Source organism: Bacteroides acidifaciens (genome assembly GCF_024623065.1).
Classification (GTDB): domain Bacteria; phylum Bacteroidota; class Bacteroidia; order Bacteroidales; family Bacteroidaceae; genus Bacteroides; species Bacteroides acidifaciens.
This window is the reverse complement of record NZ_JANJZR010000030.1, coordinates 16885-41010: the sequence shown is the minus strand read 5'-3', so window position 1 is coordinate 41010 and position 24126 is coordinate 16885. Positions and strand designations below refer to the sequence as shown.

Sequence of the window (24126 nt, the reverse complement as noted above, 5' to 3'; positions counted from 1 at the left end):
TTATCAAAGTTATAAAGAGAACTTTTTGTGTACTTGATAGTAAAGAAATATGCAGAGTTTGAGGATTGTTTTAATTATATAGGAAGGTTTAACCTCTAAATTCTTAATAAGCATTAAAAGAACAGGCTTTGGTTTAGTCTTGTAGTTCATCTAGTTGTATTCTTTATATAACACCATTAACAATAATCATGAGAAACATGAATCTAAAACCGGTTTTGAGAACGCTAATGTTCTTTTTGAGTGCATGGATATGCACGTCCTTTGCATATGCCCAAACGCTTTTAATAAAAGACGGAAAAACAAAAGTAAAGATTATATTAAAAGAAGACATCCAAGTAAATAAGGTAGCGGCTAATCTCTTTCAATCTTTCTTTCAAAAGATTACAAGTAAAACTTTGCCTATTGTCATAAATCAGACTCCACAAAAAGGAGATATCCTTATTGGTGGAGAGACTGCTCAAGAAGTGACAGAGGATGGATTCTCTATTTCCACCAAAGATGGTATCTTGAGAGTTTCAGGTAAGGACAACGGTGTTGTTTATGGAATTGTATCTCTATTAGAACAATACTTAGGTGTTGATTACTGGGGAGAAAATGAATATTCTTTTACTCCTCAAAAAACGATAATTCTGCCTTTAATTAATAAAACAGATAATCCGGCTTTCCGTTATCGCCAGACACAGTGTTATGCCATCCGTACAGATTCCGTCTATAAATGGTGGAATCGCTTGGAAGAACCTGATGAGGTGTTTGCTGCCGGTTACTGGGTACATACTTTTGATAAATTATTACCTTCCTCTGTCTATGGAAAAGAACATCCTGAATATTATTCTTATTTTAAGGGGAAGCGTCATCCGGGAAAGGCTAGCCAGTGGTGCTTGAGTAACCCGGAAGTCTTTGAGATTGTAGCACAACGCGTTGATTCTATTTTTAAGGCAAATCCTGATAAACACATTATGTCTGTAAGCCAGAATGACGGTAACTATACAAATTGTACTTGTGATGTATGTAAGGCTATTGATGATAGGGAAGGGGCATTGTCAGGGAGTATAATCACCTTTTTGAATAAATTGGCTACCCGTTTTCCTGATAAGGAGTTTTCTACCTTGGCTTATTTATATACAATGAACCCGCCGAAGCATGTGAAACCATTGCCTAATGTAAATATAATGCTTTGTGATATTGATTGTGACCGCGAAGTGACATTGACTGAGAATGCTTCAGGTAAGCAATTTGTGAAGGCAATGGAGGGCTGGTCTGCTATAACTGATAATATATTTGTTTGGGATTATGGTATTAACTTTGATAATTATCTTGCTCCATTCCCCAATTTCCATATCTTGCAGGATAATATCCGCCTTTTCAAGAAGAATCATGCCACCATGCACTTTTCTCAGATAGCAGGAAGCAGGGGTGGAGACTTTGCAGAGTTGCGTGCTTATCTGGTGTCGAAGTTGATGTGGAATCCGGAAGCTAATGTAGACTCATTAATGCAACATTTTCTGCATGGCTACTATGGCGAAGCTGCACCTTATCTTTATCAATATATAAAAGTGATGGAAGGTGCGTTGATTGGCAGTGGACAAAGACTATGGATTTATGATTCGCCTGTCTCCCATAAATATGGAATGTTGAAACCGGTCTTGATGCGTCGTTACAATGATTTGTTTGACTTGGCGGAAAAAGCAGTTGAAGCAAATGATACATTCTTGAAAAGAGTTCAGCGTGCCCGTTTGCCGCTTCAGTATTCTGAGTTGGAAATAGCGCGTACGGAAACCGTGAAAGACTTAGCTGATATAGATAAAAAGTTGACACTTTTTGAGGAGAGAGTGAAAGAGTTTAATGTTCCTACATTGAATGAACGTTCTAATTCACCGATAGAGTACTGCGATCTATACCGTAAACGTTATATGCCGCAGACCGAACGGAGTTTGGCATTAGGAGCCAAGGTTTCTTATATTATTCCGCCTACCGGAAAATATGTAGAAATAGGAAAGACGGCATTAGTGGACGGACTGTTTGGCGGAGCTACTTTTGTTGACAGTTGGGTAGGCTGGGAAGGAACCGATGGTGCGTTCATCATAGATTTAGGAGCAGAAAAGGAGATTCATAGTGTAGAAACAGATTTCTTACATCAGATAGGGGCGTGGATTCTCTTTCCTTTGCAAGTTACCTATTCTTATTCGACGGATGGAGAACAATATACTTTGTGGGGCACGACTGATTTGGCAGAGGAACGCTCCGGTAAGGTCGGATTCCGTGGGGTCAAGACAGAATCTGCAACGCCGATAAAGACACGTTATGTAAAAGTGGAAGTTACAGGAACGAAAGAATGTCCGACCTGGCATTATGGTGTCGGGCATCCTTCATGGTTTTTCATAGACGAAGTGATAATAAAATAAAAAAAAGTAGGGGGAGACGTTAGTAGTTTCTCCCTTTTAGTTGTATTATATATAGATGAGTTAGAAAAATGTTTTTTTTATCTATATACTATGATTTATGCAACAGAATAAAACTGCTTCTCAACAAAAGTCTATCAGCCCGGCTTGCTGGGTTCCTACCGCTTATTTTGCAATGGGGCTTCCCTTTATTGCTATTAATCTGGTTTCCGTATTCATGTTTAAGGATTTGGGAATTTCCGATACACAAATCACCTTGTGGACTTCCCTTATTATGGCACCTTGGACATTTAAATTCTTATGGAGTCCTTTTCTTGAAATGTATCGAACAAAGAAATTCTTTGTATTGGTCACAGAATTGCTGAGTGGAATCTTGTTTGGTATAGTAGCCTTTTCTTTATTCTTCGATTACTTTTTTGCCATAAGTATTTCTACAATGGCTATAATAGCTTTTAGTGGAGCAACACACGATATAGCCTGTGACGGTGTGTATATGGCCGAATTAAACAAAGAAGATCAAGCGAAATATATTGGAGTACAAGGTGCTTTTTATAATGTAGCCAAATTAGTTGCCAATGGTGGATTGGTTGCTATGGCAGGCGCATTGGCCGAACATTTTGGAGCCATAGAAGGCGCTTCTATAGAAGCTAATAAAGGAGCATATACATCTGCATGGATGATCATTTTTGCGGTGATTGCAGCGATTATGGTGCTGATTGGCATCTACCATATAAAAGTTTTGCCCTCTTCACAAATTCCGTCAACAACGAAGAAAACGACGTCAGAGATTGAAAGAGAATTGATGACGGTTATTGAAGCCTTCTTAACAAAGAAACATATTTTCTATTATATCTGCTTTATTGTTTTATATCGCCTGGCGGAAGGATTTATCATGAAGATTGCGCCGTTATTTCTGCGTGCTTCAAGAGATGTCGGTGGGTTAGGATTGTCCTTGACGGAGATTGGTACGTTAAATGGAGTTTTTGGTTCTGCAGCTTTTGTACTTGGCTCTTTGTTGGCAGGTATTTATGTCTCCAAGTTCGGATTGAAGAAGACACTTTTTACTCTTTGTTGTATATTTAATCTTCCGTTTGTCGCATATACTTTCCTGGCAGTTGTACAGCCTACTGACGTGTATCTGATAGGAACATGTATAACGATGGAATATTTCGGATATGGTTTTGGTTTTGTCGGACTGACATTGTTTATGATGCAACAGATTGCTCCGGGAAAACATCAGATGTCGCATTATGCATTTGCATCAGGAATTATGAACTTAGGAGTAATGTTTCCAGGAATGGCGAGTGGCTATCTTAGTGACTTGCTGGGCTATCGGAACTTCTTTATTTATGTCTTGATTGCGACTATTCCTGCTTTTCTGATTACTTACTTCATACCTTTTACGTATGATGATTCAAAAAAATAAATAATATAAAAAACATTGATTATGAATAAGATTCAAATTCCTTGGGAAGATCGTCCTGTCGGATGTACGGACGTAATGTGGCGTTACTCACAAAATCCAGTTATCGGACGTTATCATATTCCTTCATCTAATAGTATTTTCAATAGTGCTGTTGTTCCTTTTGAGGATGGTTTTGCCGGTGTATTCCGTTGTGATAACAAAGCTGTACAGATGAATATCTTTGCAGGTTTTAGTAAGGACGGAATTCATTGGGATATCAATCATGAACCTATTCAGTTTAAAGCAGGCAACACGGAAATGATCGAGTCGGAATATAAATACGACCCTCGTGTTACATGGATTGAAGACCGTTATTGGGTGACTTGGTGTAATGGTTATCATGGTCCTACGATTGGTATTGCCTATACTTTTGACTTTAAGGAGTTTTTCCAGTGCGAGAATGCTTTCTTGCCTTTCAATCGTAACGGGGTACTTTTCCCGCAGAAGATCGATGGCAAGTATGCGATGTTGAGTCGTCCCAGTGATAATGGACATACTCCGTTTGGCGATATATACATCAGCTATAGCCCGGATATGAAGTATTGGGGTGAACACCGTTGTGTAATGAAAGTGACTCCTTTCCCGGAAAGCGCTTGGCAGTGTACAAAGATTGGTGCTGGTTCAGTACCTTTCCTTACAGATGAAGGATGGTTGCTTTTCTATCACGGTGTTATCACTACTTGCAACGGTTTTCGATATGCAATGGGTTCTGCGATATTGGATAAAGATCATCCGGAAAAAGTCCTTTACCGTACACGTGAATATCTGCTTGGTCCGGCTGCTCCTTACGAACTTCAGGGTGACGTTCCTAATGTCGTATTTCCCTGTGCTGCTTTGCAAGATGGTGAACGTGTTGCTGTTTATTATGGCGCTGCAGATACGGTTGTAGGTATGGCCTTCGGGTATATAAAAGAGATTATCGATTTCACGAAACGAACGAGCATCATTTAATAAAGATATGAAACGCATTATATTAACTTACACACTTGCTTTTTCCCTTCTTGCCGCTTATGCGGGGGAAGGGGGAAGCCCTCCTGCTAAAAAGAATCTTTTAATAGATTACGTAGATCCTTTTATCGGAACTACTAATTTCGGAACTACCAACCCAGGGGCAATCTGTCCGAATGGCATGATGTCTGTGGTTCCTTTCAACGTGATGGGCTCTTCTGAGAATACGTATGACAAAGATGCCCGATGGTGGTCTACGCCTTATGAATATACCAACTGTTTCTTTACCGGATATGCTCATGTGAATCTGAGTGGAGTCGGTTGTCCTGAATTAGGTTCCTTATTATTGATGCCCACTACCGGAGAACTGAATGTAGATTATAAAGAATACGGCAGTAAATATAAGGATGAACAGGCTTCACCGGGTTATTACTCCAACTATCTGACTAAGTATAATGTAAAGACAGAAGTGTCTGCCACTCCACGTACTAGTATTGCCCGTTTTACTTTCCCAAAAGGCAAAAGTCATATATTGTTGAATCTGGGAGAAGGACTGACGAATGAAAGCGGTGCCATGCTTCGTCGTGTAAGCGATAGTGAAGTGGAAGGCGTAAAATTGCTTGGTACATTTTGTTATAATCCTCAGGCTGTATTTCCTATTTATTTTGTAATGCGGGTTAAAAAGACACCTGCTGCAACCGGATATTGGAAGAAGCAACGTCCGATGACGGGTGTGGAAGCCGAATGGGATCCTGATCAAGGGAAGTATAAATTGTATACCCGTTATGGAAAAGAAATAGCAGGTGATGACATCGGCACTTACTTTTCTTTCGATACGGAAGAAGGTGAACAAGTGGAAGTGCAAATGGGAGTTTCATTTGTCAGCATAGAGAATGCCCGCTTGAATCTGGACCGTGAACAATCGGGGAAGAATTTCGAGCAAATCCATGCTGACGCACGTGCAAAATGGAATGATGATTTGTCACGTATAACTGTAGAAGGCGGGACAGATGCTCAGAAAACAGTATTTTATACGGCACTTTATCATTTGTTGATTCATCCGAATATCCTGCAAGATGTCAACGGAGAATATCCGGCAATGGAAAGCGATAAGATTATGACAACAAAGGGAGACCGCTACACGGTATTTTCTCTTTGGGATACCTACCGCAATGTTCATCAATTGCTGACCTTGGTTTATCCGGAACGCCAGATGGAGATGGTCCGTACCATGCTTGATATGTATCGGGAACACGGCTGGTTGCCTAAATGGGAATTATATGGAAGAGAGACATTGACGATGGAAGGTGACCCTAGTATTCCGGTAATTGTAGATACTTGGATGAAAGGATTGCGTGACTTTGATGTTGACTTGGCTTACGAAGCAATGTACAAATCAGCGACTTTGCCGGGAGCGGAGAATCTGATGCGCCCGGATAATGATGATTATATGTCAAAAGGGTATGTACCTCTTCGTGAACAGTATGACAATTCCGTATCCCACGCGTTGGAATATTACATTGCAGACTTTGCGTTATCCCGCTTCGCTGAGGCTTTAGGTAAAAAGAAAGATGCGGAAATGTTCTATAAACGTTCTTTAGGCTATAAACATTATTATAGTAAAGAATTTGGTACATTCCGTCCAATTCTTCCTGATGGAACCTTTTACAGTCCGTTTAATCCGAGACAAGGAGAGAATTTCGAGCCGAATCCCGGTTTCCATGAAGGTAGTGCGTGGAACTATACATTCTATGTACCCCACGATGTATATGGGCTCGCTAAATTGATGGGTGGAAAGAAATCTTTTATCGATAAGTTGCAAATGGTTTTTGACGAAGGACTTTATGATCCGGCTAATGAACCGGATATTGCCTATCCTCATTTATTCTCATACTTTAAAGGTGAAGAATGGCGTACACAGAAAGAGACTCAACGTCTGTTGGATAAGTATTTCACAACAAAACCAGATGGTATTCCGGGAAATGATGATACAGGAACAATGTCCTCATGGGCTATTTTCAACATGATAGGTTTCTATCCGGATTGTCCGGGACTGCCCGAATATACATTGACGACTCCGGTATTTGACAAGGTCACAATTCGTTTGAATCCAAAATGGTATAAGGAAAAAGAATTGGTGATTGAGACTAATCGTACTCAACCGGGCACTCTATATATTAATAAGGTGTTATTGAATGGCAAGAAGTTCAATAAATATCATATCACACACGATGAACTTGTTCATGGTCAACGCATATTTTTTGATTTGAAGTGACACACAGTGTTTCATAGGTATTGTTTTTGGGTTGACAGGGCTGTCGGACTTTTCAGGGTTCGGCAGCCCATTTTTTTTACATTTGTTCTTGTCATTATATCCAGTAAAAAGAGTGACGGTATACGCGTGATATAGCGTCACTATATGGATGGAATAGCGTCACTATCCGAGTCGGATACCGTCATAATCCTGCTTTCTTGTTTATCTGCTCTTTCTTCTTTTATTTATTCTCTGTTACATAAGCGATTACAAAACCTTCCTTTATTCGTCTATTATACAAATAGCATATAATAGAATTAAAATGAAAAAGAATTTATTCGGACAAATCCTTTGGATACTGATATGGGTGGAGTGTTTTCCTTTATTGGCTGTTGCGGCGTCACAGCAAAAAGAGCAACGTTATAAGATTGCTGTATGTGACTGGATGATTTTGAAGCGTCAGAAGTTAGGCTCGTTCCAGTTGGTACATGAATTGAATGGCGATGGTGTAGAACTGGATATGGGTGGTCTTGGTAAAAGGGAGATGTTTGATAACAAACTGCGCGAATCTCATTTCCAACAACTGTTTCGTGAAACTGCCCGGAAGTTCCAATTGGAAGTTCCTTCTGTTGCTATGTCCGGTTTCTATGGACAGTCTTTTTTAGAACGTGCTAATTATAAGGAACTGGTACAAGATTGCTTGAATGCAATGAAGGTAATGAGTGCTAAAGTCGCTTTTCTTCCGTTAGGTGGAATAAAAGCCGGTTGGGAAAAGGAACCGGAACTGCGTGCGGAAGTGGTCAATCGTTTGAAAGAGGTAGGAGATATGGCTGCTTCTGAAGGAGTAGTTATTGGTATTGAAACCCAATTGGATGCTAGAGGAGATGTAAAACTGTTGAGAGAAATTAATTCGCCCAGTATTAAAATCTATTTTAAATTCCAGAATGCATTAGAGAATGGCAGGGATTTGTGTAAAGAGCTCAAGATTCTGGGGAAAAAGAGAATCTGCCAGATTCACTGTACAGATACCGATGGGGTGACTTTACCTTTTAATAAAAGATTGGATATGAATAAGGTGAAAAAGACACTCGATAAGATGGGGTGGAGTGGATGGTTGGTTGTAGAACGTTCGCGGGATAAAGATGATGTACGGAATGTGAGGAAGAATTATGGGACAAATATAGAGTATTTGAAAAAAGTATTCCAACAATAAATTTTATAGATATGATTAGGCGGTTGGTCTGATGGAAACGATTACTTGTTTGGAGTAAATATATGGTTGACTTGTATCATAAGAACGATTGGTTATGATGGGGTATACAACTGATTATGTTTTTTAATTTGATACTGTAGAAGTTAATGTTAAAAACAGTTTTTTTCTTTTTTATGTGATTACATATTTATTATTTATACGTCCTTTATTTGAATATGCATCTAAAAATAAGAAGATATAATTTATTAATTTTAAAATTTTACGCAATGAAAAACAAATTCCGATTCTTGCATAAAAAGAGTACAAGCATGACCTTGATGGTGCTGTTTGCTCTTTTTGCTGCTTGTGAAAAAGGAGATGATGCGGATGAAACAAAAGTTTCCAACCTTTGATTTATGCGGTAGATGCCGAGAACATAACTATCAAAGGAGAGGGTACATTGGACGGGCAAGGCAAGAAATGGTGGATGGAGTTTTTCCGTGTCATGATTGACTTGAAAGATAATGGTATGCGTGATATAAACAAATACCAGTCCATGTGGGATACCCAAAACGATACGACTGCCATTTATGCCGAAACGAATAAAGATTATGTGAGCACCTTGCAGCGTCGCTTTTTCCGCCCGCCGTTTATACAGCCGGTTCGTTGTAAGAGAGTGAAGATTGAAGGAGTAAAAATTGTCAATTCCCCTTTCTGGACAGTGAATCCTGAATTTTGTGAGAATGTGACTATAAAAGGTATTACCATCCATAATGTTCCTTCTCCCAACACGGACGGCATTAATCCCGAATCATGCCGGAATGTACATATCAGCGATTGCCATATTTCTGTTGGTGATGATTGCATCACAATCAAATCGGGAAGGGATGCACAAACCCGCCGTCTGGGGGTGCCTTGTGAGAATATTACCATAACGAACTGTACAATGCTTTCCGGGCATGGCGGCGTTGTGATAGGCAGCGAGATGAGCGGAAGTGTACGTAAAGTTACTATTTCCAACTGTGTGTTCGACGGAACAGACCGTGGCATACGTATCAAGTCAACCCGTGGAAGAGGTGGAGTCGTTGAGGATATCCGTGTCAGCAATATTGTGATGAGTAATATCAAGCAGGAAGCTGTCGTATTGAATTTGAAATACAGCAAAATGCCGGCAGAACCAAAGAGCGAACGTACTCCGGTATTCCGCAATGTACATATCAGCGGGATGACTGTTACAGACGTAAAGACTCCTATCAAAATCGTAGGACTAGAAGAAGCTCCTATCTCTGATATTGTATTGCGTGACATACATATTCAGGGCGGAAAACAGAAATGTATCTTTGAAAATTGCGAACGCATCACGATGGATGATGTAACCGTCAATGGCGAAAAAATCAAACTGGATTAAAACAGAATCAAATCAATTAGAATATGAAACGAATCCTTTTCACGATGCTTCTTGCCGCGCCCCTTTCGGTAGAAGCGCAAACACAAACATACGAGACGGAATTTGCCCGTCCCTTGAATGAAGTGTTGACGGATATTCAAAACCGTTTTGGAATCCGCTTGAAGTATGATATTGATACGGTAGGCAAAGTATTGCCTTATGCTGATTTCCGTATCCGCCCTTATTCGGTGGAAGAGTCGCTGACAAATGTATTGGCTCCTTTTGATTATAAGTTTGTCAAACAGAAAGGAAATATGTATAAGCTGAAAGCCTATGAGTATCCACGTCGTACAGATGCGGACGGGGAAAAGATGCTGGCTTATCTTAATACGCTATATGCGGACAAACAAGCTTTCCAGCTTCGTGCCGACTCCCTGAAAAAGGAAGTCCGCCAACGTTTGGGGATGGATGCTTTACTGGCTCAATGTGTGAAATCAAAGCCTATCCTTTCAAAGATACGTAAGTTTGACGGATACACCGTACAGAATTTTGCGCTTGAAACGTTGCCTGGTTTATATGTCTGCGGTTCGATCTATACACCCCAATCAAAAGGAAAACATGCATTGATTATCTGTCCGAACGGACATTTCGGTGGCGGTCGCTATCGTAAAGACCAACAGCAACGTATGGGAACACTTGCCCGTATGGGGGCTATTTGTGTCGATTATGATTTGTTCGGATGGGGCGAATCTATCCTGCAAGTAGGAAGTGCGGCACATCGTAGCAGTGCGGCGCATACTATTCAGGCTATGAATGGTTTGTTGATTCTTGAATCTATGCTTGCTTCCCGCAAGGATATTGACACTAGCCGTATCGGGGCGAATGGAGGTTCGGGCGGCGGCACGCATACTGTTTTGTTAGGTGTGCTGGATGACCGTTTTACGGCTTCCGCACCGGTTGTAAGTCTGGCTTCTCATTTCGATGGCGGATGTCCTTGTGAAAGCGGGATGCCTATCCAACTTTCGGCAGGTGGGACTTGCAATGCGGAGTTGGCGGCTGCTTTTGCCCCCCGTCCGCAATTAATTGTTTCGGATGGCGGTGACTGGACGGCAAGCGTACCTGCTTTGGAATATCCATATTTGCAACGGATATACGGCTTCTACAATGCAACGGATAAAGTAACCAATGTGCATCTTCCGAAAGAAAAGCACGACTTTGGTCCTAATAAGCGGAATGCAGTTTATGACTTCTTCGCGGACGTATTCAATTTGGATAAAAAGATGCTGGATGAAAGCAAAGTTACAATTGAGCCGGAATCTGCGATGTACAGTTTCGGAGAAAAAGGCGAACTGCTTCCTGAAAATGCTATCCGTTCATTTGATAAAGTAGCTGTTTACTTTGACAAGAAGGCGTTTGCCCAACTAAAATCAGATACTTCTCTTGAGAAGAAAGCAATAGATTGGGTTGCTTCGTTAAATCTGAAAGATGAAAAGAAAGCCGGATTTGCCGTAACAACTATTTATAATCATTTGCGTCAAGTGCGCGACTGGCATAATGGCCATCCTTATACAACGATTCCTGCCGGTATCAATCCATTGACAGGTAGGCCATTAAGTAAGCTCGAACGCGAAATGATTGCCGATTCCGCCATGCCGAAAGAAGTGCATGAAAGACTGATGAAAGGCTTGCACAGAGTGCTGACAGAAGAACAGATAGAGCAGATACTTGATAAATATACAGTTGGCAAGGTGGCATTTACATTGAAAGGCTATCAGGCTATTGTACCCAATATGACAGAAGAAGAAACTGCGTTTGTCCTGGAACAATTGAAACTGGCGCGTGAACAGGCTATTGACTATAAGAACATGAAGCAGATTTCTGCTGTCTTTGAAATCTATAAAACCAAATGCGAACAGTATTTCAATGAACATGGTCGCAACTGGCGTCAGATGTTCAAAGATTATGTGAATAAACGAAACGCGGAAAAGAAGGCTCAGGGAAAGAAGAAATAAAATGAGGGTACGCCTTTAGCCGTCATATATATCGGAGTATATCTGGGATAATTAAGAAGAATATAATAGAGCTATGCTTTGCAACTGACAAAGCATAGCTTTATCGTATCTAAAGCTATGCTTTAGCCCTCAAAAAACGCTGCTATAATTTATGTCTTCAGTAACTTTATTTACTCTATATAAATCATCTTTTTCGTCATTCCCCCGTCTATAGTGATGTTTTCTCCATTGATGAAATCATTGTTTCCTTCACAGAGGAACAGACACATGCGGGCAATATCTTCCGGTTTACCTACCCGGCGTGAAGGATGCTGTGAATGGTCTTCCAGGCGGAGTTGGTCATAATCATGCGTTTGTATCCATCCTGGAGCAATCGAGTTAACTGTGATATTCCATTCGGATAAAGACAAAGCCAATGCATGAGTCAAAGAATAAATGCCACCTTTCGAAGCTGCATAACCTTCACTTCCCGGTTCACTCATCAGGTAACGCGTAGAGCAGATATTTATGATTCGACCGTATGGGTTAGGAGAGGGTTGCCCTTTGCGATGGATGGCAAGCAGTCGGGAAGTGATGAATACAGGGCGCAGGTTAATAGACAGGATTTTGTCGAAATCCTCTACACTTGTTTCTGTGATAGAAGAAAATTTGCTGATGCCGACGTTGTTGATAATAATATCAATATCGTTCCATTCGGTAAGAATGCTTTGCATGCAACTTTCAAGTGCATTTTTATCACTAACATCTACTTTATAGAATATGGCTCCTGTTGATTTAGCTGTCTCCTGTCCCGATGTTTCGTTTATATCACAGAAAGCGACTTGACTACCAGTCCGGCAAAATGCTTCTACTATTGCTTTGCCTATTCCTTCCGCTCCTCCTGTTATAAAGACTCTTCTTTTTGAGTCATCTGACTTTGAAGCCATTGGGAAGTGTGAGGCTGATTGGGCCGGGCGGATTGTTGCCGGTTTCTTCTTACCATACTTTTGAGCTTGTTTCCAAGCTGCTTTTCTGGCTTCATATTGTTCCTGCTGTCTCTCTATATAATTATCTGCCATTGTTCTTTTTTTATTGGCAAATGTAAAATATAAAAAGGATATATGCAAAGAATCGACCGCCCGTTTCTGTTAGAACGGGCGGTCGATTTCATTCAGTCTATCGTTCGATATTTAAAACTTTGCCGGATCTATTTCCGCATATTTGATTCGTTGGCGACGCCAGGTGTAAATGGCATGCAGTTTGCCGTCTTTTCCTTGAATAATGCTAGGGTAAGAATATTGGCTGATCGGGCTATCTTCTAATGTAAGAACAGGCATCCACTTGATTCCATCTTCTGATATGGCTATGCCGAGCGGAGTACGGGGGCCTTTCGGAGTTCCAGGCAATGTAGAGAAGTTGTTATAGATAAGTACATGTCTGTCGTCTTTCATCGTCACTGCGTCTGTACCGGAATTGTTGTTCGGGACGTCCAACAGTGTTACTTTACTCCACGTATCGCCATTGTCATTACTCCAAGCAGTCGCAATTTGTGCATTACGTGTACGGCAAAGCACTTGCAGTCTTCCGTCCTTATGCTTCAGAATACTGGGTTGTATAGCATAAATAGGTTTTGCGCCTTCTCCTTTGATGGCTTCTCCACCTTCTTGGTCATCTACGTTCATTCCTCCCTTTTTACGGTTTTGGGTAGGTACGGATAATTCGGCATCCAATGGATCTACCATTTTCCAGGTCTTTCCTTTGTCATCGGAAATCTCGAAGTGGACGCGCCAGCCCTTACTGCCCTCCGTACTGGAGGGACAGATAATACGACCATTGACATATTCCGGTTTATTCTTGATAGGGCCCAAGAAACCTTTCGGGAGAGGTTCGCGTTTGCTCCATGTCTTTCCACTGTCACGCGAACGAACCAGCCATCCTGTCCAGTCACTTACTTTCAGACCTATCTTGTAGAACAGAATCAAATCACCACCGGGGACTTGAAAAAGTACCGGATTCCAACAAGCTTTCCGGCGGGCGATAAGTTTTCCTTTTGCGTCTTTTACAGGTGTACAGGTAGAATCAATTCCTGCTAAAATAGCTTGTGGATCTTTGAGTGAAAATACCCCGTCGGCGGCAAGTTGGGGAACAGTCCACATTTTTGCGCCTTTCGGCTTGCGGCATACCCAGATACAACAGTCGGGATTACGTTCTTTTGTTCCGCCAAAGAAAGAGGCTACAAGGTCGCCGTTCTTCATCTCAACAATAGTCGCTCCATGGCATTCAGGAAAAGATGCCTTTTGGTATAGAAACTCATCGCTTAAGATAGCGGTGTTTTTAGTAGGTATATCTACACTGAAATGATACTTTCCCGAACCTATTTTTTCTTTTCGTCCATCCGGCAGGTGTACTTCGCCTGTTGTATTGGCGGGAAGTTCGATGTCCCACTCCAGATATGTGGGTGTTTTGCTCCATCGGCTGGTTATCTTTCCGTAAATGCTCATATAGGATGCGTCTACATCGCTTAACTCCTGAATTTCAAAAGCTGGCTGGAAAACAATATGCTTATAACCGGATTTCCAACGGTCGGCACGGATACCTGCCAGATTATTAAAGCACCATGGCAATAAGTCGCCTAAAAGCATCACGTGGTTGCCACTGTTCATTTCGGGATTTGCCGTGTCACCGTTCCATAACTCCCAGATGGTGGTAGCACCTTTCTCAATCATGTATCCCCACGAAGGATAGGTCTTGTTGGTGGCAAGCAGGTAAGCTACATCGGCATGACTGCGACGGCTCAGTTCGCGCAGCAGCCATTGTACACCTATCACTCCAGAGCTGATGTGGCCTTTGTTGGTGGTGATGATGGAGGCTACGGCATTCTTGGCTACCTCTTCGATGTAATTTTTCGGAACCAGTCCGAAAGCAAGTGGCAGGATATTGGCGGTGACTGTATTGTTGCCGTAATAGATGCTGTCCGGATACAACGTGTGTCCCGGCATGGGAGACGTTCCCTCTTTGATATGCAGGAAACGGGCGTTGAAGGCATCCTTCATGCGGTGTTCCAACTCTTCCCATTCTTCCGCATCAGCCTTTAACCCTTGCAGGGTAGCGAAGCGATGCATCAGTTGTAGCACTTTCAGATAATAAGCGGTGGCAATGAGTGATCCGTCCGTTTTGCGGGAAGGGTCTTTGCTATGGATGAGTTCTAATGATTCGGGCGGAACACACCAGTCACCATATTTGTCTTTGGCGATAATGTAATCCTCTGTCATGTAGTATTCACGGATATGAGACACCCATTTCTTGATAGCCGGATAATTCTCTTCTATCGGGCGTTTGTCTCCGAAATTGGTGAAAAGCATATCGCAAGCCATAGGCAGTGCAGCAGGCCAGGTCACATTATCCGAGTAATAGTTCCAATAGGCAGGGGCTACGTCGGGGATACAGCCATCCTCACGTTGTGCTTCGCAGATGTCACGCGCCCATTTGGTGTACATGGCATGATTATTGAACAGCATACTTTCTCCCCAGCATCCCATGGTGCGGTCACCTAGCCAAGGCTGGCGCTCATTGCGTTGGGGGCAATCTATCGGCATGCCTTTATAATTGCTCCGGATACCCCAAAACGCATTACGGACAATCTTGTTCAAAGTCTCGTCGGAACAATTGAAAGAACCTGTATGTTCCATTTCATCTTCCACTACTTCGGCTACAAAATCCTCAGCTTTCGCGTTCGGATAACCGCCAACTTCTACATAGCGGAAGCCATGATAAATAAAACGGGGTGCCCAAGTGGCATCTTTTGTTTCGTGTCCGCTTGTAATATATACGTCTGTGGAACGGGCATCACGCAAATTCCTGGTAAATAGTTCACCATTAGCTTGCAAAGTTTCCGCGAAGCGGAGACGGATGCTGTCACCCGCCTGTCCCTTAATGCGGAAACGTACCCAACCTGCCATATTCTGACCAAAATCCAGAATGTATTTATCACCGAGCTTTTTGATAGAAGCGGGTTTCAAGGTATCCATGACTTTCATCCCCGGCATCATTTGGGCACGCAATGTTCCCGAAGGGATACTGACGCGCTGGGCAGGCATCCAGTTCTTGTCATCGTATCCGTTTTGCGTCCAGTTTCCCAGTTCCTTGCGGGCGTCATATTCTTCACCGTCATATTCATTGTTGCTGCGGATGGGACCTTCGGTAGTCAGTTTCCACGAAGTATTAGTGGAAATTGTTTCTTTGCTGCCGTCCGTATATTCCAAAATCAGGTTTAGCCGAAGCTTGGGATAACCGAATGTCGGTATCTTGTACGGTTTGTAATTCTGACGCATGGTATAGAAGCGGCCGTTACCCAAAGTAACTCCGATAGCGTTCTCTTTTTGAAGTTGCGAAGTGACGTCGTAGGTATTATACAGAATTGTTTTCCGGTAGTCGGTAGGAGTGGGCGCCAATACCTGATTGCCGATACGCTGTCCATTGATAAACAATTCATAAAGCCCCATTCCGGCAATGTGTATCGTTGCACGTTTCACTTCTTTGCTTAAAGCAAATTCTTTGCGAAGGTAACGGGCTGCCAAACGGCTCCATTGGGTTTCACTATCATCCGGAGCGGCACGGTCCAATCCAATCCACTGACCTTGCCAATCTGCTTCGTTGAGTAATCCCATGGTCCAAAAAGCCGGAGTGCTCCAGTCTGCTTCACCTTTGTTGGTATATACTTTCACTTTCCAGTAGTAGGGAACATTGCACTTTAATGATTTTCCCAGGTAAGTGATCCATTGGGATGCGTCCGTTTCTACTTTTCCCGAATCCCAACAATCACCTTTTCCCTGTGCCAATAGCTCGGGAGAAGATGCAACAAGAATGTGATACGCTGTTTGTATCACATTCTGTTCATTGGATTCGATGCGCCAACCTAGTCGGGGGTGGCGCGTGTCAATACCTAATGGATTCTTCAACTGCTCTGTCCGCAAGTCGGCTATGCTTATGGCTGCATGTAGCGAACCTGCAAAGAGCAGAAGAGAAAATATAGATGATATAAATATTCTTTTATTCATGAGCATTGATTTCCGTCCAATCCTTATTCAGATAATTTTTACTGCTGTCTACAACAATCAGCACATGATCGTTTCCGCTGCAATAACCGCTATCATGCTGGAATTTGTGGACACCGTTATCAAATTCACCGATATATTCCAGCTTACCGTCTTTTGTTGTGTACCACCACGCATTCTTCTTTGTACCGCTGATTTTACTGAAATCAACTTCCATCGGACGTCCGGTATAATTATATACCATCAGATAATCATTACCGCGTGTAGCGATGGCGCGGTCATAACGTTCTCCATTCTGACCTGCGATAATGGACTGATCCGGTACGCGCTCGAAGAATGGGAAAGTCAGCATCAGGTTTTTCAGATATTTCATTTGGTTAAATCCCGGATCATTCAAAGCATCGTACCAGGGTTTCTTTGCACCATAAGCACCGCCTACACCCGGTTTGATAAATTGCATGATGGAATTATGACCGTAAGTATGTCCGAAAGAACCTGCAAATACCGACCAATAAGCATAGCGGCGTACATCATAATCTTTCCATAACAATTCATTTTCGTCATGCAGACCGTGAGGAATTTCTTCGTAAATAGGTTCTCCGTCAATCACAGGTTTCATCGGCTTCATAGCCATGCTACGTTCAACAAAACGCCAGTTGTCTTCTTCCGTATTTTCTTCGATAGGATAATCGCCGTCACCGAAACGTTGTCCATAACGGCGGTGTCCGCTTTGGAACATATTGAAATCCAGCCATGGAGCGTTGTTGAACCAGGTTGCCGATGTTGTTCTGCCACGCGGATGGAAAGTCATCAGGTGATTTTTGTCGATTGCCTTGATAGAGGTAGCCAATGCTTCCCATTCGGCTGTTTTCACGTCGCCGCGAATATCCCCGCCGATAAACCAGATAATGTTCGGCTCATCTTTATAACGTTCCGCCAGGAACTTACCATAGGCTTTCGCTTGTTCTACAGTCATTTCGCCACGGTTCACAGGGCTTCCCCATATACAAACCATACCGATGTATTGTCCCTTTTTGGCCGCTGTACGAATGATATAATCCATGTGATCCCAATAACCATATACACCTTTCTGGTTGATGTTCCTGAAGTTATATCCGTCTATCATGGAATATTGTCCGTAGATATTCATGGATGGAACATTGTTCATTGTCTGAACTTGAATCACATTGTATCCGCGACGTTTGCATTGTTCCAGATAATATTCGGCTTCGTCACGGTTCAATCGTTCGGGGAGCAGCCATCCTGTTTCTCCGAGCCAGAAAAAAGGAGTGCCGTTTTCGTGTTTCAAGTAGCGTCCCTCTTCAGAAACGACGAGTTTGCCATTGTTCCAAGGGATATACGTCTTTTGTGTTTTCTTCTGCGCTGTGGTCGTAGTAGCTAGTGTCAATAGCAGCAACAAAAGAGGAAAGATTTTGAATTTTCTCATTGCATTTTATTGTTTTTAGTTTATTGTTTATCAATCATTTTCTCATACTCAATAGCAGCCAGGATGAATGAGCCTACCGATTTCGGATCGTTCTCGATAACGGGTTCACTGATATAATATTCGAATGAGCCGTCACGGTATCTTTTAGAGTCTCCACCCAATCCGGCAACTGCGCAGCAGTTGGTGATTGTGTAGCTGCCGTCTTCTTCCAAACGGGTAAATGTCTTGACCATACCCTCGAAGGCTTTTTGTGTGGACTCAATATATTCTTTGCCGATATATCCTTTATTGATAGCTTTGGCAAGTGTATAAATAAATAAAGCCGTTGCCGAAGATTCCAGATAATTCCCTTCGCGTGCTCCCTGGTCGGTCACTTGATGCCAGATGCCCGATTGAGAATCTTGATATTTTACCAGTGTCTTGGCTAGTCCCTGAAGAATCTGCATCACACTGTCGCGTCCGGCAATGTCCTGTGGAAGATAATCGAGCACATCAACAATGGCGGCTCCATACCATCCGATACTGCGGCTCCAGAAGTTAGGAGAGCAGCCTGATTCGGGATTTGCCCATTTCTGGTCGCGGCTCTCGTCCCAACCGTGATAATAAAGTCTGGTTGCGTGATCATAAGTCTTGCGGTTTATCAGAAGAATCTGCTTCACGGCTTCGTCAAATAAGCCCGATTCATGAAAAGTAGCACCGTATTGAGCTAAGTATGGGGAAGCCATAAAGATTCCGTCCAGCCACATTTGGTGTGGATATTTCAGTTTGTGCCAGAATCCGCCTTCGCTTGTGCGGGGTTGTTCCGCCATTTGTTTGCATAAGGTATCCATGGCAATCTTGTAACGTTCGTCTCCAGTCTGTGCGTAAAGGTCAAAAAGAATCTTGCCACCGTTGACATTATCAATGTTGAATGAAAGGTATTTCATGGTTCTGATGTGTCCATCAGCGTCAATCAGACTGTCAGCATAGATTTTTGCATAATCATAGTAAGTGCTGTCGCCCGTATGTTTCCATTCTTCGAGCATGGACTTAACCACAAGACCGTGGGTATATCCCCAGCGTGGTTTCTTGGCTTTTTCAATCATCCAAGGTTCGGGAAAACGCTTCATTTCGGAGCGTGCCATACGTTCACTCCACTTTTCCGTCTCTGCTTTCTGAGGGGGCGTGCATGCGATAAAACAAGCAGCTCCGCAAGCGACAATCAGTTTTAATAAGTTTCTGTTCATATCGGTTGAGTTATTATTTTCCGGTCAGTATATATTCCTGTCCTGCTTTGGTGGGCAGATCATATAAATAGGTATCTGCAACAACCACTTTATTCAGGTTGGCTTTTTCGTTGATTAATGGTTCGGGAATGGCAGGAACAGCGTATAGAGGATTTGGATTTGCCCCTTTGGCGCGTTTCAGTCCTTTGCCTGTCAATGGATTGAGTGAGCGCAGGCGACAGTTGCCGCCTTTATGGGATTTTATGACCAAGCGGCTTACTTTCCCGTTTTTCCAACTCAAGTCTAGTTCAAAACCACCACGGGCAATAATACCTTTGACAGAACCTTCTTTCCAAAGGGTGGGAAGCGCAGGAAGCAGGTAAATAAAACCATCGTAGCTTTGCATCAGCATCTCGGCGATACCCGCTGCACAGCCGAAGTTACCGTCAATTTGGAAAGGAGGGTGCGCATCGAACAGGTTAGGGTAGGTGCCACCTTTTTTCTTTTCGTTGCGTACAAGGGTTAGCTGGTCTGTAATTAGTTTATAGGCATGGTCACCGTCAAGCAGACGTGCCCAAAGACATACTTTCCATCCCATGCTCCAACCGGTCGAAGGATCTCCGCGATGAATGAGCGAAGTGCGTGCGGCATCGAATAATTCGGGAGTACGATAAGGGGAAATCTGGTTGCTGGGGAATAATCCGTAAAGATGAGAAACATGACGGTGTACATCATCCGGATTGTCCCAATCGAACATCCATTCTTGTAACTGTCCCCAATGTCCCACTTGCATGGGAGCCATTTCCTTGATGCGTTGTGACAGGTGAGTGGCAAATTCTTTATCAGTATCCAATATGTTGGATGCCGAAACAATAGCAGTCCAAAGGTCGAAAATCAATTGATTGTCCATTGTGCATCCGGCAGCTGTCGTTGCTTTGCCATTACTGCCGGAATGTACATTCTCCGGTGAGTTACTGGGGCAGACTACCAACCAGTTGTGTATAGGCTCTTTCACCATGATTTCATCAAAGAAACGCCCGGCCTCTTTCAGTATCGGATAAACGGAACGCAGGAAATTGACATCTCCTGTGTATAGATAACGTTCCCAAAGATGGCGGCAAAGCCATGCTCCGCCGCTCGGCCACATACCTGAAGGTGCTTTGTCGATTGCACCTGTGACACGCCAAATGTCCGTATTATGATGCAATACCCAGCCGTCGGCTCCATACATGATTTTAGCTGTTTCCTTTCCTGTTTCGCTCACTTCCTTTATCAGCCGGAAAAGAGGTTCATTCAGTTCGCTCAGGTTTGTTACTTCCGAGGGCCAGTAATTCATCTCCAAATTGATATTGCAGGTGTATTTGCTATCCCATGAAGGGAATAGTTTGTCGTTCCAGATACCTTGCAGATTGGCAGGTTGCCCGCCCGGTTGGGAAGAACAGATCAGCAAGTAGCGTCCGAACTGGAAATAAGTGGCAACCAAATGAGCATCATTCGTTTCTTTGAAATCCTCTACCCGTTTGTCGGTCGTCACATCTTTGTATTGATCTTCTCCTAAATCTAAAGTTACTCTGGTCAGGTATTTGCGGTAGAAATCAATATGATTTTTTTTGGCTTCCGCAAATGGGCGTGCCATTGATTTAGACAAGTAATCTTTGGCACGTGCTATCTGATTTGCAGTGATGTCGAGATAATTGTTGAAGTTAGTGGCAATGGATACATAGACCGTAGCTTCATCAGCTCCTTCAACGGAAAGGACACCGTCGGCACATGCTATCTTTCCCCCTTTATTTTTTGCTGTCAGTCTCCCTTGGAACTCTACTTTCCCTTTGATCCCCTCATGCCAGGAAGATACTCCGGAAAGTGTCACACAATTTCCCTCTTCGGAAGCAATCATTACATCTTGATGCGGCGAAGTAAGTTGTGCGTTGAAAGTAATTTGTCCGGGACGGTTGGCCGTCAGCCTGACCATTACTACCTGGTCGGTAAATGAAGTGATCGTTTCACGCTGATACTGCACTCCGTCTACTTCATAACGAACGATGGCACGTGCCGAGTCCAAACTTAATTCCCGGTAATAATTGGAATAACGGGTATGTCCGGGAAAAGCGATTCGCAGGTCGCCGAAGCTTTGATATGGCATACCCGAATTGGTCTTTGCCATTACTTTTTCTGTTGCAAGAGTCTGCGCTTCCAGATATTTTCCGGCAAACACCAGTTCACGCACTTTCGGGATATACTCCAGTGCATTCGGATTGGCGTTATTGTTGGGACGTCCTGCCCAAATGGTTTCTTCGTTTAGTTGTATTTGTTCCGTGCCCGGTGTTCCATATACCATAGCTCCCAAGCGACCGTTCCCTAGGGGTAAAGCTTCGGTCCATACCTGTGCGGGACGGTCGTACCATAATTTATATTCCTGCGTGGTTACTTTCTTTTCCTGTGCATGAATACAACTTACAGACACCATAACAAACAGATATCCGATTAATCTCTTTTTATTCATTTCTGTCCAATTGCTTTTATACTTTTATAAAAGGACGATTGGAGAAGTTTTTTGTACCCATATTCCGTGAAACATCTTGCTTCGGAAATGTGTTTATAAAGGTATGGATGCTATTTTATTCTTATATTTTCAACAGGTTGTTGTCTGACAATATCCATCGGTATAGCTTGATAACGTACAGTAGAGAAATTAATCGAATGTAAATCGATACTGCGTATAGCGCTATTGTACATAGTACGGAAATAAATGATTCGATTGGCTATGTCCGTAGCTGAAGTCCATTGGGTAGCGCTTGGAATATTTGCCGGAATTTTTCCTGCCGGAAACTCTATTCCTACCGGTATATCAAAATTGTTTAGTATTTGGAAACATTGAAGAACGGTCTTTAAAGCAGTATCTTGTTGGGGAGCCGTTGTCTGATAAAAAGCGGCACGTACAAAACGGGAGGGTGGAGTTATGTCGCCAGGAATACCTAGAAAGCCGCTTCCGGAGCCGAAAGCACTTAATTCTATATTACCCAAATGTTTGGCCGGAGCTGATCCGGGGTATAGGTTGACATAATTATTGAGATTCGTCAGATGCCATTCAAAACCGGGAGAATTTGTCAGCACTCCCAACTTATTCTCATAAAAATGGGGGATGCCCTGAACTATTTCCAAAACCACCTGTCGACCGGAAGTGTCAGTAAAACGCCAGTGAACAGTAGATGCTTGTGGGATAAAATTAATCACGTGTACTTCTTGAACTGCTTTTTTCACTTCATCCACAGTTTTACATTTTCCCAAAAGCCAGGAAATGAGCTGTAAATCAGAAATACTTTTTGCTTTCTTTGCCGGATTGTATTTCTCATATTCGCCATAATGAGGAAAATAAAACAATCCTGCTGAAAGTCCGGCTTCATTCAGACCTTCGGCTATGAATTCTTTTTGTTCGACAGCCAGTCCTACATATCCGTATTGTGCGGCATACAACATTCCGTCAATTCCATCCGGAGTGAATGATTGTTCGGTATGTCCTCTTGGAACAATGACATATTGGCTGTTCATGTCACTTCCACCCCATTCAATCGTTCTTGCAACGATAGTGGTGTCATTTTTGCTTTTTAATGTAATACCTGTACAAGCTTCTGCAAGAGAAGGAGACAGGAACACAAACAGACAGCCAATGACAACTTGAATAACAGATAAATTCTTCTTCATAATAATTGTTTTTCATTGAATAACAAATCTGAATGGAAATTAGTTTATGTAATTTCTATTGATTTAGGTACATTCAAATAAACTTTCAGAAGACAGATTTAAAAAAGCAATTATTAACTTAGAAATAGCTGGTATGCTAGATTATCGTGATGGACAATATATTGGGAAAAAGTTTAAGGAATTCTATAATATCTGTCCTTCTGATTATATAAAAAGGATTATTTGTGTATCCTCTTTCCCACCGGAAAGAGGATACATTTTTTATTTTAATGCATTATTGAATGATTTTTATCTATATTTCATATAAAATACACACAAATGTAGTATCTTTGTGAAAACAATAAAGGTAATTGGAGTATATCGTCATAATATATGTTCCAATATCAGTGACCAGTTAAACAGGGGTGGTTGTTCTGTTGTAATAATCAGATATACATACCCCGAATTATGCAAGTAACACAAAAGTGAACATCTTTAGATGAATGTTTTTGTATATATCGAAACATGGGATTTGAAATTTGTACTAATAGTCATGTTCCCAAACAAGTATTCTTCTCTTAGAAATGAATACAAATTGCTATATTCGCGATTATACGGACATTTGCGAAGTGGAACTTACAAACACAGTATTAGGGATAATGATTTTATACAATAGTAGGTTAGCGAAATGTTTTCTCGGTAAGAAGAAACATTCTTTTATGATTTTCGGTTGTTACTTTACTCGCTATAAGTATTTGGAAATTTGGGAAGAAATGGAGGCCCGAATTCATCTGAGGCAATATACGGAGTGTATTTTTCTCACATTGTTACCAGGCTTGGTATTGTCATTATGGCTATCCTGGTGGTTTATGTTAATACCTTTGTCTACATATCATTTTCTTTATTGGTGGGAACGGATGATAAGACATCACTCTATCTTTGACTGGGAAGCGATAAGGCATTGTGGAGATACGCTTTACCTGCGAAAAAGAAAATCGTATAGCTGGATGAAGTCATATTGTAAGAAGAAATTGCCCGCATCGAGATGGGCGGATTAAAGATAGGGTCTTAACCGACCGGCTGCCTGTGAAGGTCGCTCTATT

14 protein-coding genes and 1 pseudogene are annotated in these 24126 nt (G+C 42.3%); 9 read left to right on the top strand and 6 right to left on the bottom strand.

The genetic code is table 11. The features are described from left to right. Positions 1 to 197: 197 nt before the first annotated feature. From NSB03_RS10675 to NSB03_RS10640, 8 genes and pseudogenes are all read left to right on the top strand, one after another. Complete coding sequence (locus tag NSB03_RS10675) at positions 198 to 2402, top strand: glycoside hydrolase family 20 protein (RefSeq protein WP_024988374.1); 2205 nt, start codon at positions 198 to 200, stop codon at positions 2400 to 2402. A 97-nt stretch (positions 2403 to 2499) separates the two neighbouring features. Then, positions 2500 to 3825: an MFS transporter gene (locus tag NSB03_RS10670; RefSeq protein WP_257466383.1), complete on the top strand. Its 1326-nt coding sequence runs from the start codon at positions 2500 to 2502 to the stop codon at positions 3823 to 3825. A gap of 21 nt (positions 3826 to 3846) precedes the next feature. Next, positions 3847 to 4815 carry a 1,4-beta-mannosyl-N-acetylglucosamine phosphorylase gene (locus NSB03_RS10665; protein ID WP_032844742.1) on the top strand — a complete coding sequence of 323 codons (969 nt, stop codon included), beginning with the start codon at positions 3847 to 3849 and terminating at the stop codon, positions 4813 to 4815. Between the two features lie 7 nt (positions 4816 to 4822). After that, positions 4823 to 7087, top strand: a complete 2265-nt coding sequence (locus NSB03_RS10660; RefSeq protein ID WP_024988373.1) for a GH92 family glycosyl hydrolase — start codon at positions 4823 to 4825, stop codon at positions 7085 to 7087. 301 nt (positions 7088 to 7388) lie between these two features. Then, entirely contained in the window at positions 7389 to 8279 is an 891-nt protein-coding gene (locus tag NSB03_RS10655) for a sugar phosphate isomerase/epimerase family protein (protein WP_257466382.1), read from the top strand. Positions 8280 to 8545: 266 nt separating this feature from the next. Next, positions 8546 to 8671, top strand: a complete 126-nt coding sequence (locus NSB03_RS10650; protein ID WP_257466381.1) for a hypothetical protein — start codon at positions 8546 to 8548, stop codon at positions 8669 to 8671. Continuing rightward, positions 8653 to 9666, top strand: a pseudogene (locus NSB03_RS10645) (glycoside hydrolase family 28 protein); the annotation flags it as partial. The gene NSB03_RS10650 and the pseudogene NSB03_RS10645, both read left to right, overlap by 19 nt. A 23-nt stretch (positions 9667 to 9689) precedes the next feature. Next, the gene (locus tag NSB03_RS10640; RefSeq protein ID WP_024987687.1) at positions 9690 to 11657 is read left to right on the top strand and encodes a 6-O-methylesterase; all 1968 of its coding nucleotides are present in this window, start codon (positions 9690 to 9692) and stop codon (positions 11655 to 11657) included. A gap of 170 nt (positions 11658 to 11827) precedes the next feature. Here the strand turns inward: NSB03_RS10640 and NSB03_RS10635 are convergent, their stop codons facing one another. The 6 genes from NSB03_RS10635 to NSB03_RS10610 form a co-directional block, all read right to left on the bottom strand. Further along, positions 11828 to 12715 carry an SDR family NAD(P)-dependent oxidoreductase gene (locus NSB03_RS10635; RefSeq protein WP_024987688.1) on the bottom strand — a complete coding sequence of 296 codons (888 nt, stop codon included), beginning with the start codon at positions 12713 to 12715 and terminating at the stop codon, positions 11828 to 11830. A 111-nt stretch (positions 12716 to 12826) separates the two neighbouring features. Beyond that, entirely contained in the window at positions 12827 to 16693 is a 3867-nt protein-coding gene (locus NSB03_RS10630) for a family 78 glycoside hydrolase catalytic domain (RefSeq protein ID WP_257466380.1), read from the bottom strand. Continuing rightward, positions 16686 to 18137, bottom strand: a complete 1452-nt coding sequence (locus tag NSB03_RS10625; RefSeq protein ID WP_024987689.1) for a glycoside hydrolase family 140 protein — start codon at positions 18135 to 18137, stop codon at positions 16686 to 16688. Before NSB03_RS10625 ends, NSB03_RS10630 begins: the two co-directional genes overlap by 8 nt. Positions 18138 to 18157: 20 nt before the next feature. After that, positions 18158 to 19363: a glycoside hydrolase family 88/105 protein gene (locus NSB03_RS10620; RefSeq protein ID WP_257466379.1), complete on the bottom strand. Its 1206-nt coding sequence runs from the start codon at positions 19361 to 19363 to the stop codon at positions 18158 to 18160. 13 nt (positions 19364 to 19376) lie between these two features. Next, positions 19377 to 21845 (bottom strand): glycoside hydrolase family 95 protein, encoded by a 2469-nt coding sequence (locus NSB03_RS10615; RefSeq protein WP_257466378.1) that lies wholly within the window; start codon positions 21843 to 21845, stop codon positions 19377 to 19379. Positions 21846 to 21955: 110 nt separating this feature from the next. Next, on the bottom strand, positions 21956 to 23044 hold the full coding sequence (locus NSB03_RS10610) for a linear amide C-N hydrolase (protein WP_024987690.1): 1089 nt from the start codon (positions 23042 to 23044) through the stop codon (positions 21956 to 21958). Positions 23045 to 23682: 638 nt separating this feature from the next. Here NSB03_RS10610 and NSB03_RS10605 point away from each other — a divergent pair. Further along, complete coding sequence (locus NSB03_RS10605; protein ID WP_121766227.1) at positions 23683 to 24081, top strand: hypothetical protein; 399 nt, start codon at positions 23683 to 23685, stop codon at positions 24079 to 24081. The last annotated feature ends 45 nt before the right edge of the window (positions 24082 to 24126 follow it).

Coding starts and splice junctions, on each gene's coding strand:
- NSB03_RS10675 (WP_024988374.1), top strand. CDS start 198: ATGAATCTAAAACCGGTTTTGAGAACGCTAATGTTCTTTTTGAGTGCA.
- NSB03_RS10670 (WP_257466383.1), top strand. CDS start 2,500: ATGCAACAGAATAAAACTGCTTCTCAACAAAAGTCTATCAGCCCGGCT.
- NSB03_RS10665 (WP_032844742.1), top strand. CDS start 3,847: ATGAATAAGATTCAAATTCCTTGGGAAGATCGTCCTGTCGGATGTACG.
- NSB03_RS10660 (WP_024988373.1), top strand. CDS start 4,823: ATGAAACGCATTATATTAACTTACACACTTGCTTTTTCCCTTCTTGCC.
- NSB03_RS10655 (WP_257466382.1), top strand. CDS start 7,389: ATGAAAAAGAATTTATTCGGACAAATCCTTTGGATACTGATATGGGTG.
- NSB03_RS10650 (WP_257466381.1), top strand. CDS start 8,546: ATGAAAAACAAATTCCGATTCTTGCATAAAAAGAGTACAAGCATGACC.
- NSB03_RS10640 (WP_024987687.1), top strand. CDS start 9,690: ATGAAACGAATCCTTTTCACGATGCTTCTTGCCGCGCCCCTTTCGGTA.
- NSB03_RS10635 (WP_024987688.1), bottom strand. CDS start 12,715: ATGGCAGATAATTATATAGAGAGACAGCAGGAACAATATGAAGCCAGA.
- NSB03_RS10630 (WP_257466380.1), bottom strand. CDS start 16,693: ATGAATAAAAGAATATTTATATCATCTATATTTTCTCTTCTGCTCTTT.
- NSB03_RS10625 (WP_024987689.1), bottom strand. CDS start 18,137: ATGAGAAAATTCAAAATCTTTCCTCTTTTGTTGCTGCTATTGACACTA.
- NSB03_RS10620 (WP_257466379.1), bottom strand. CDS start 19,363: ATGAACAGAAACTTATTAAAACTGATTGTCGCTTGCGGAGCTGCTTGT.
- NSB03_RS10615 (WP_257466378.1), bottom strand. CDS start 21,845: ATGAATAAAAAGAGATTAATCGGATATCTGTTTGTTATGGTGTCTGTA.
- NSB03_RS10610 (WP_024987690.1), bottom strand. CDS start 23,044: ATGAAGAAGAATTTATCTGTTATTCAAGTTGTCATTGGCTGTCTGTTT.
- NSB03_RS10605 (WP_121766227.1), top strand. CDS start 23,683: ATGATTTTATACAATAGTAGGTTAGCGAAATGTTTTCTCGGTAAGAAG.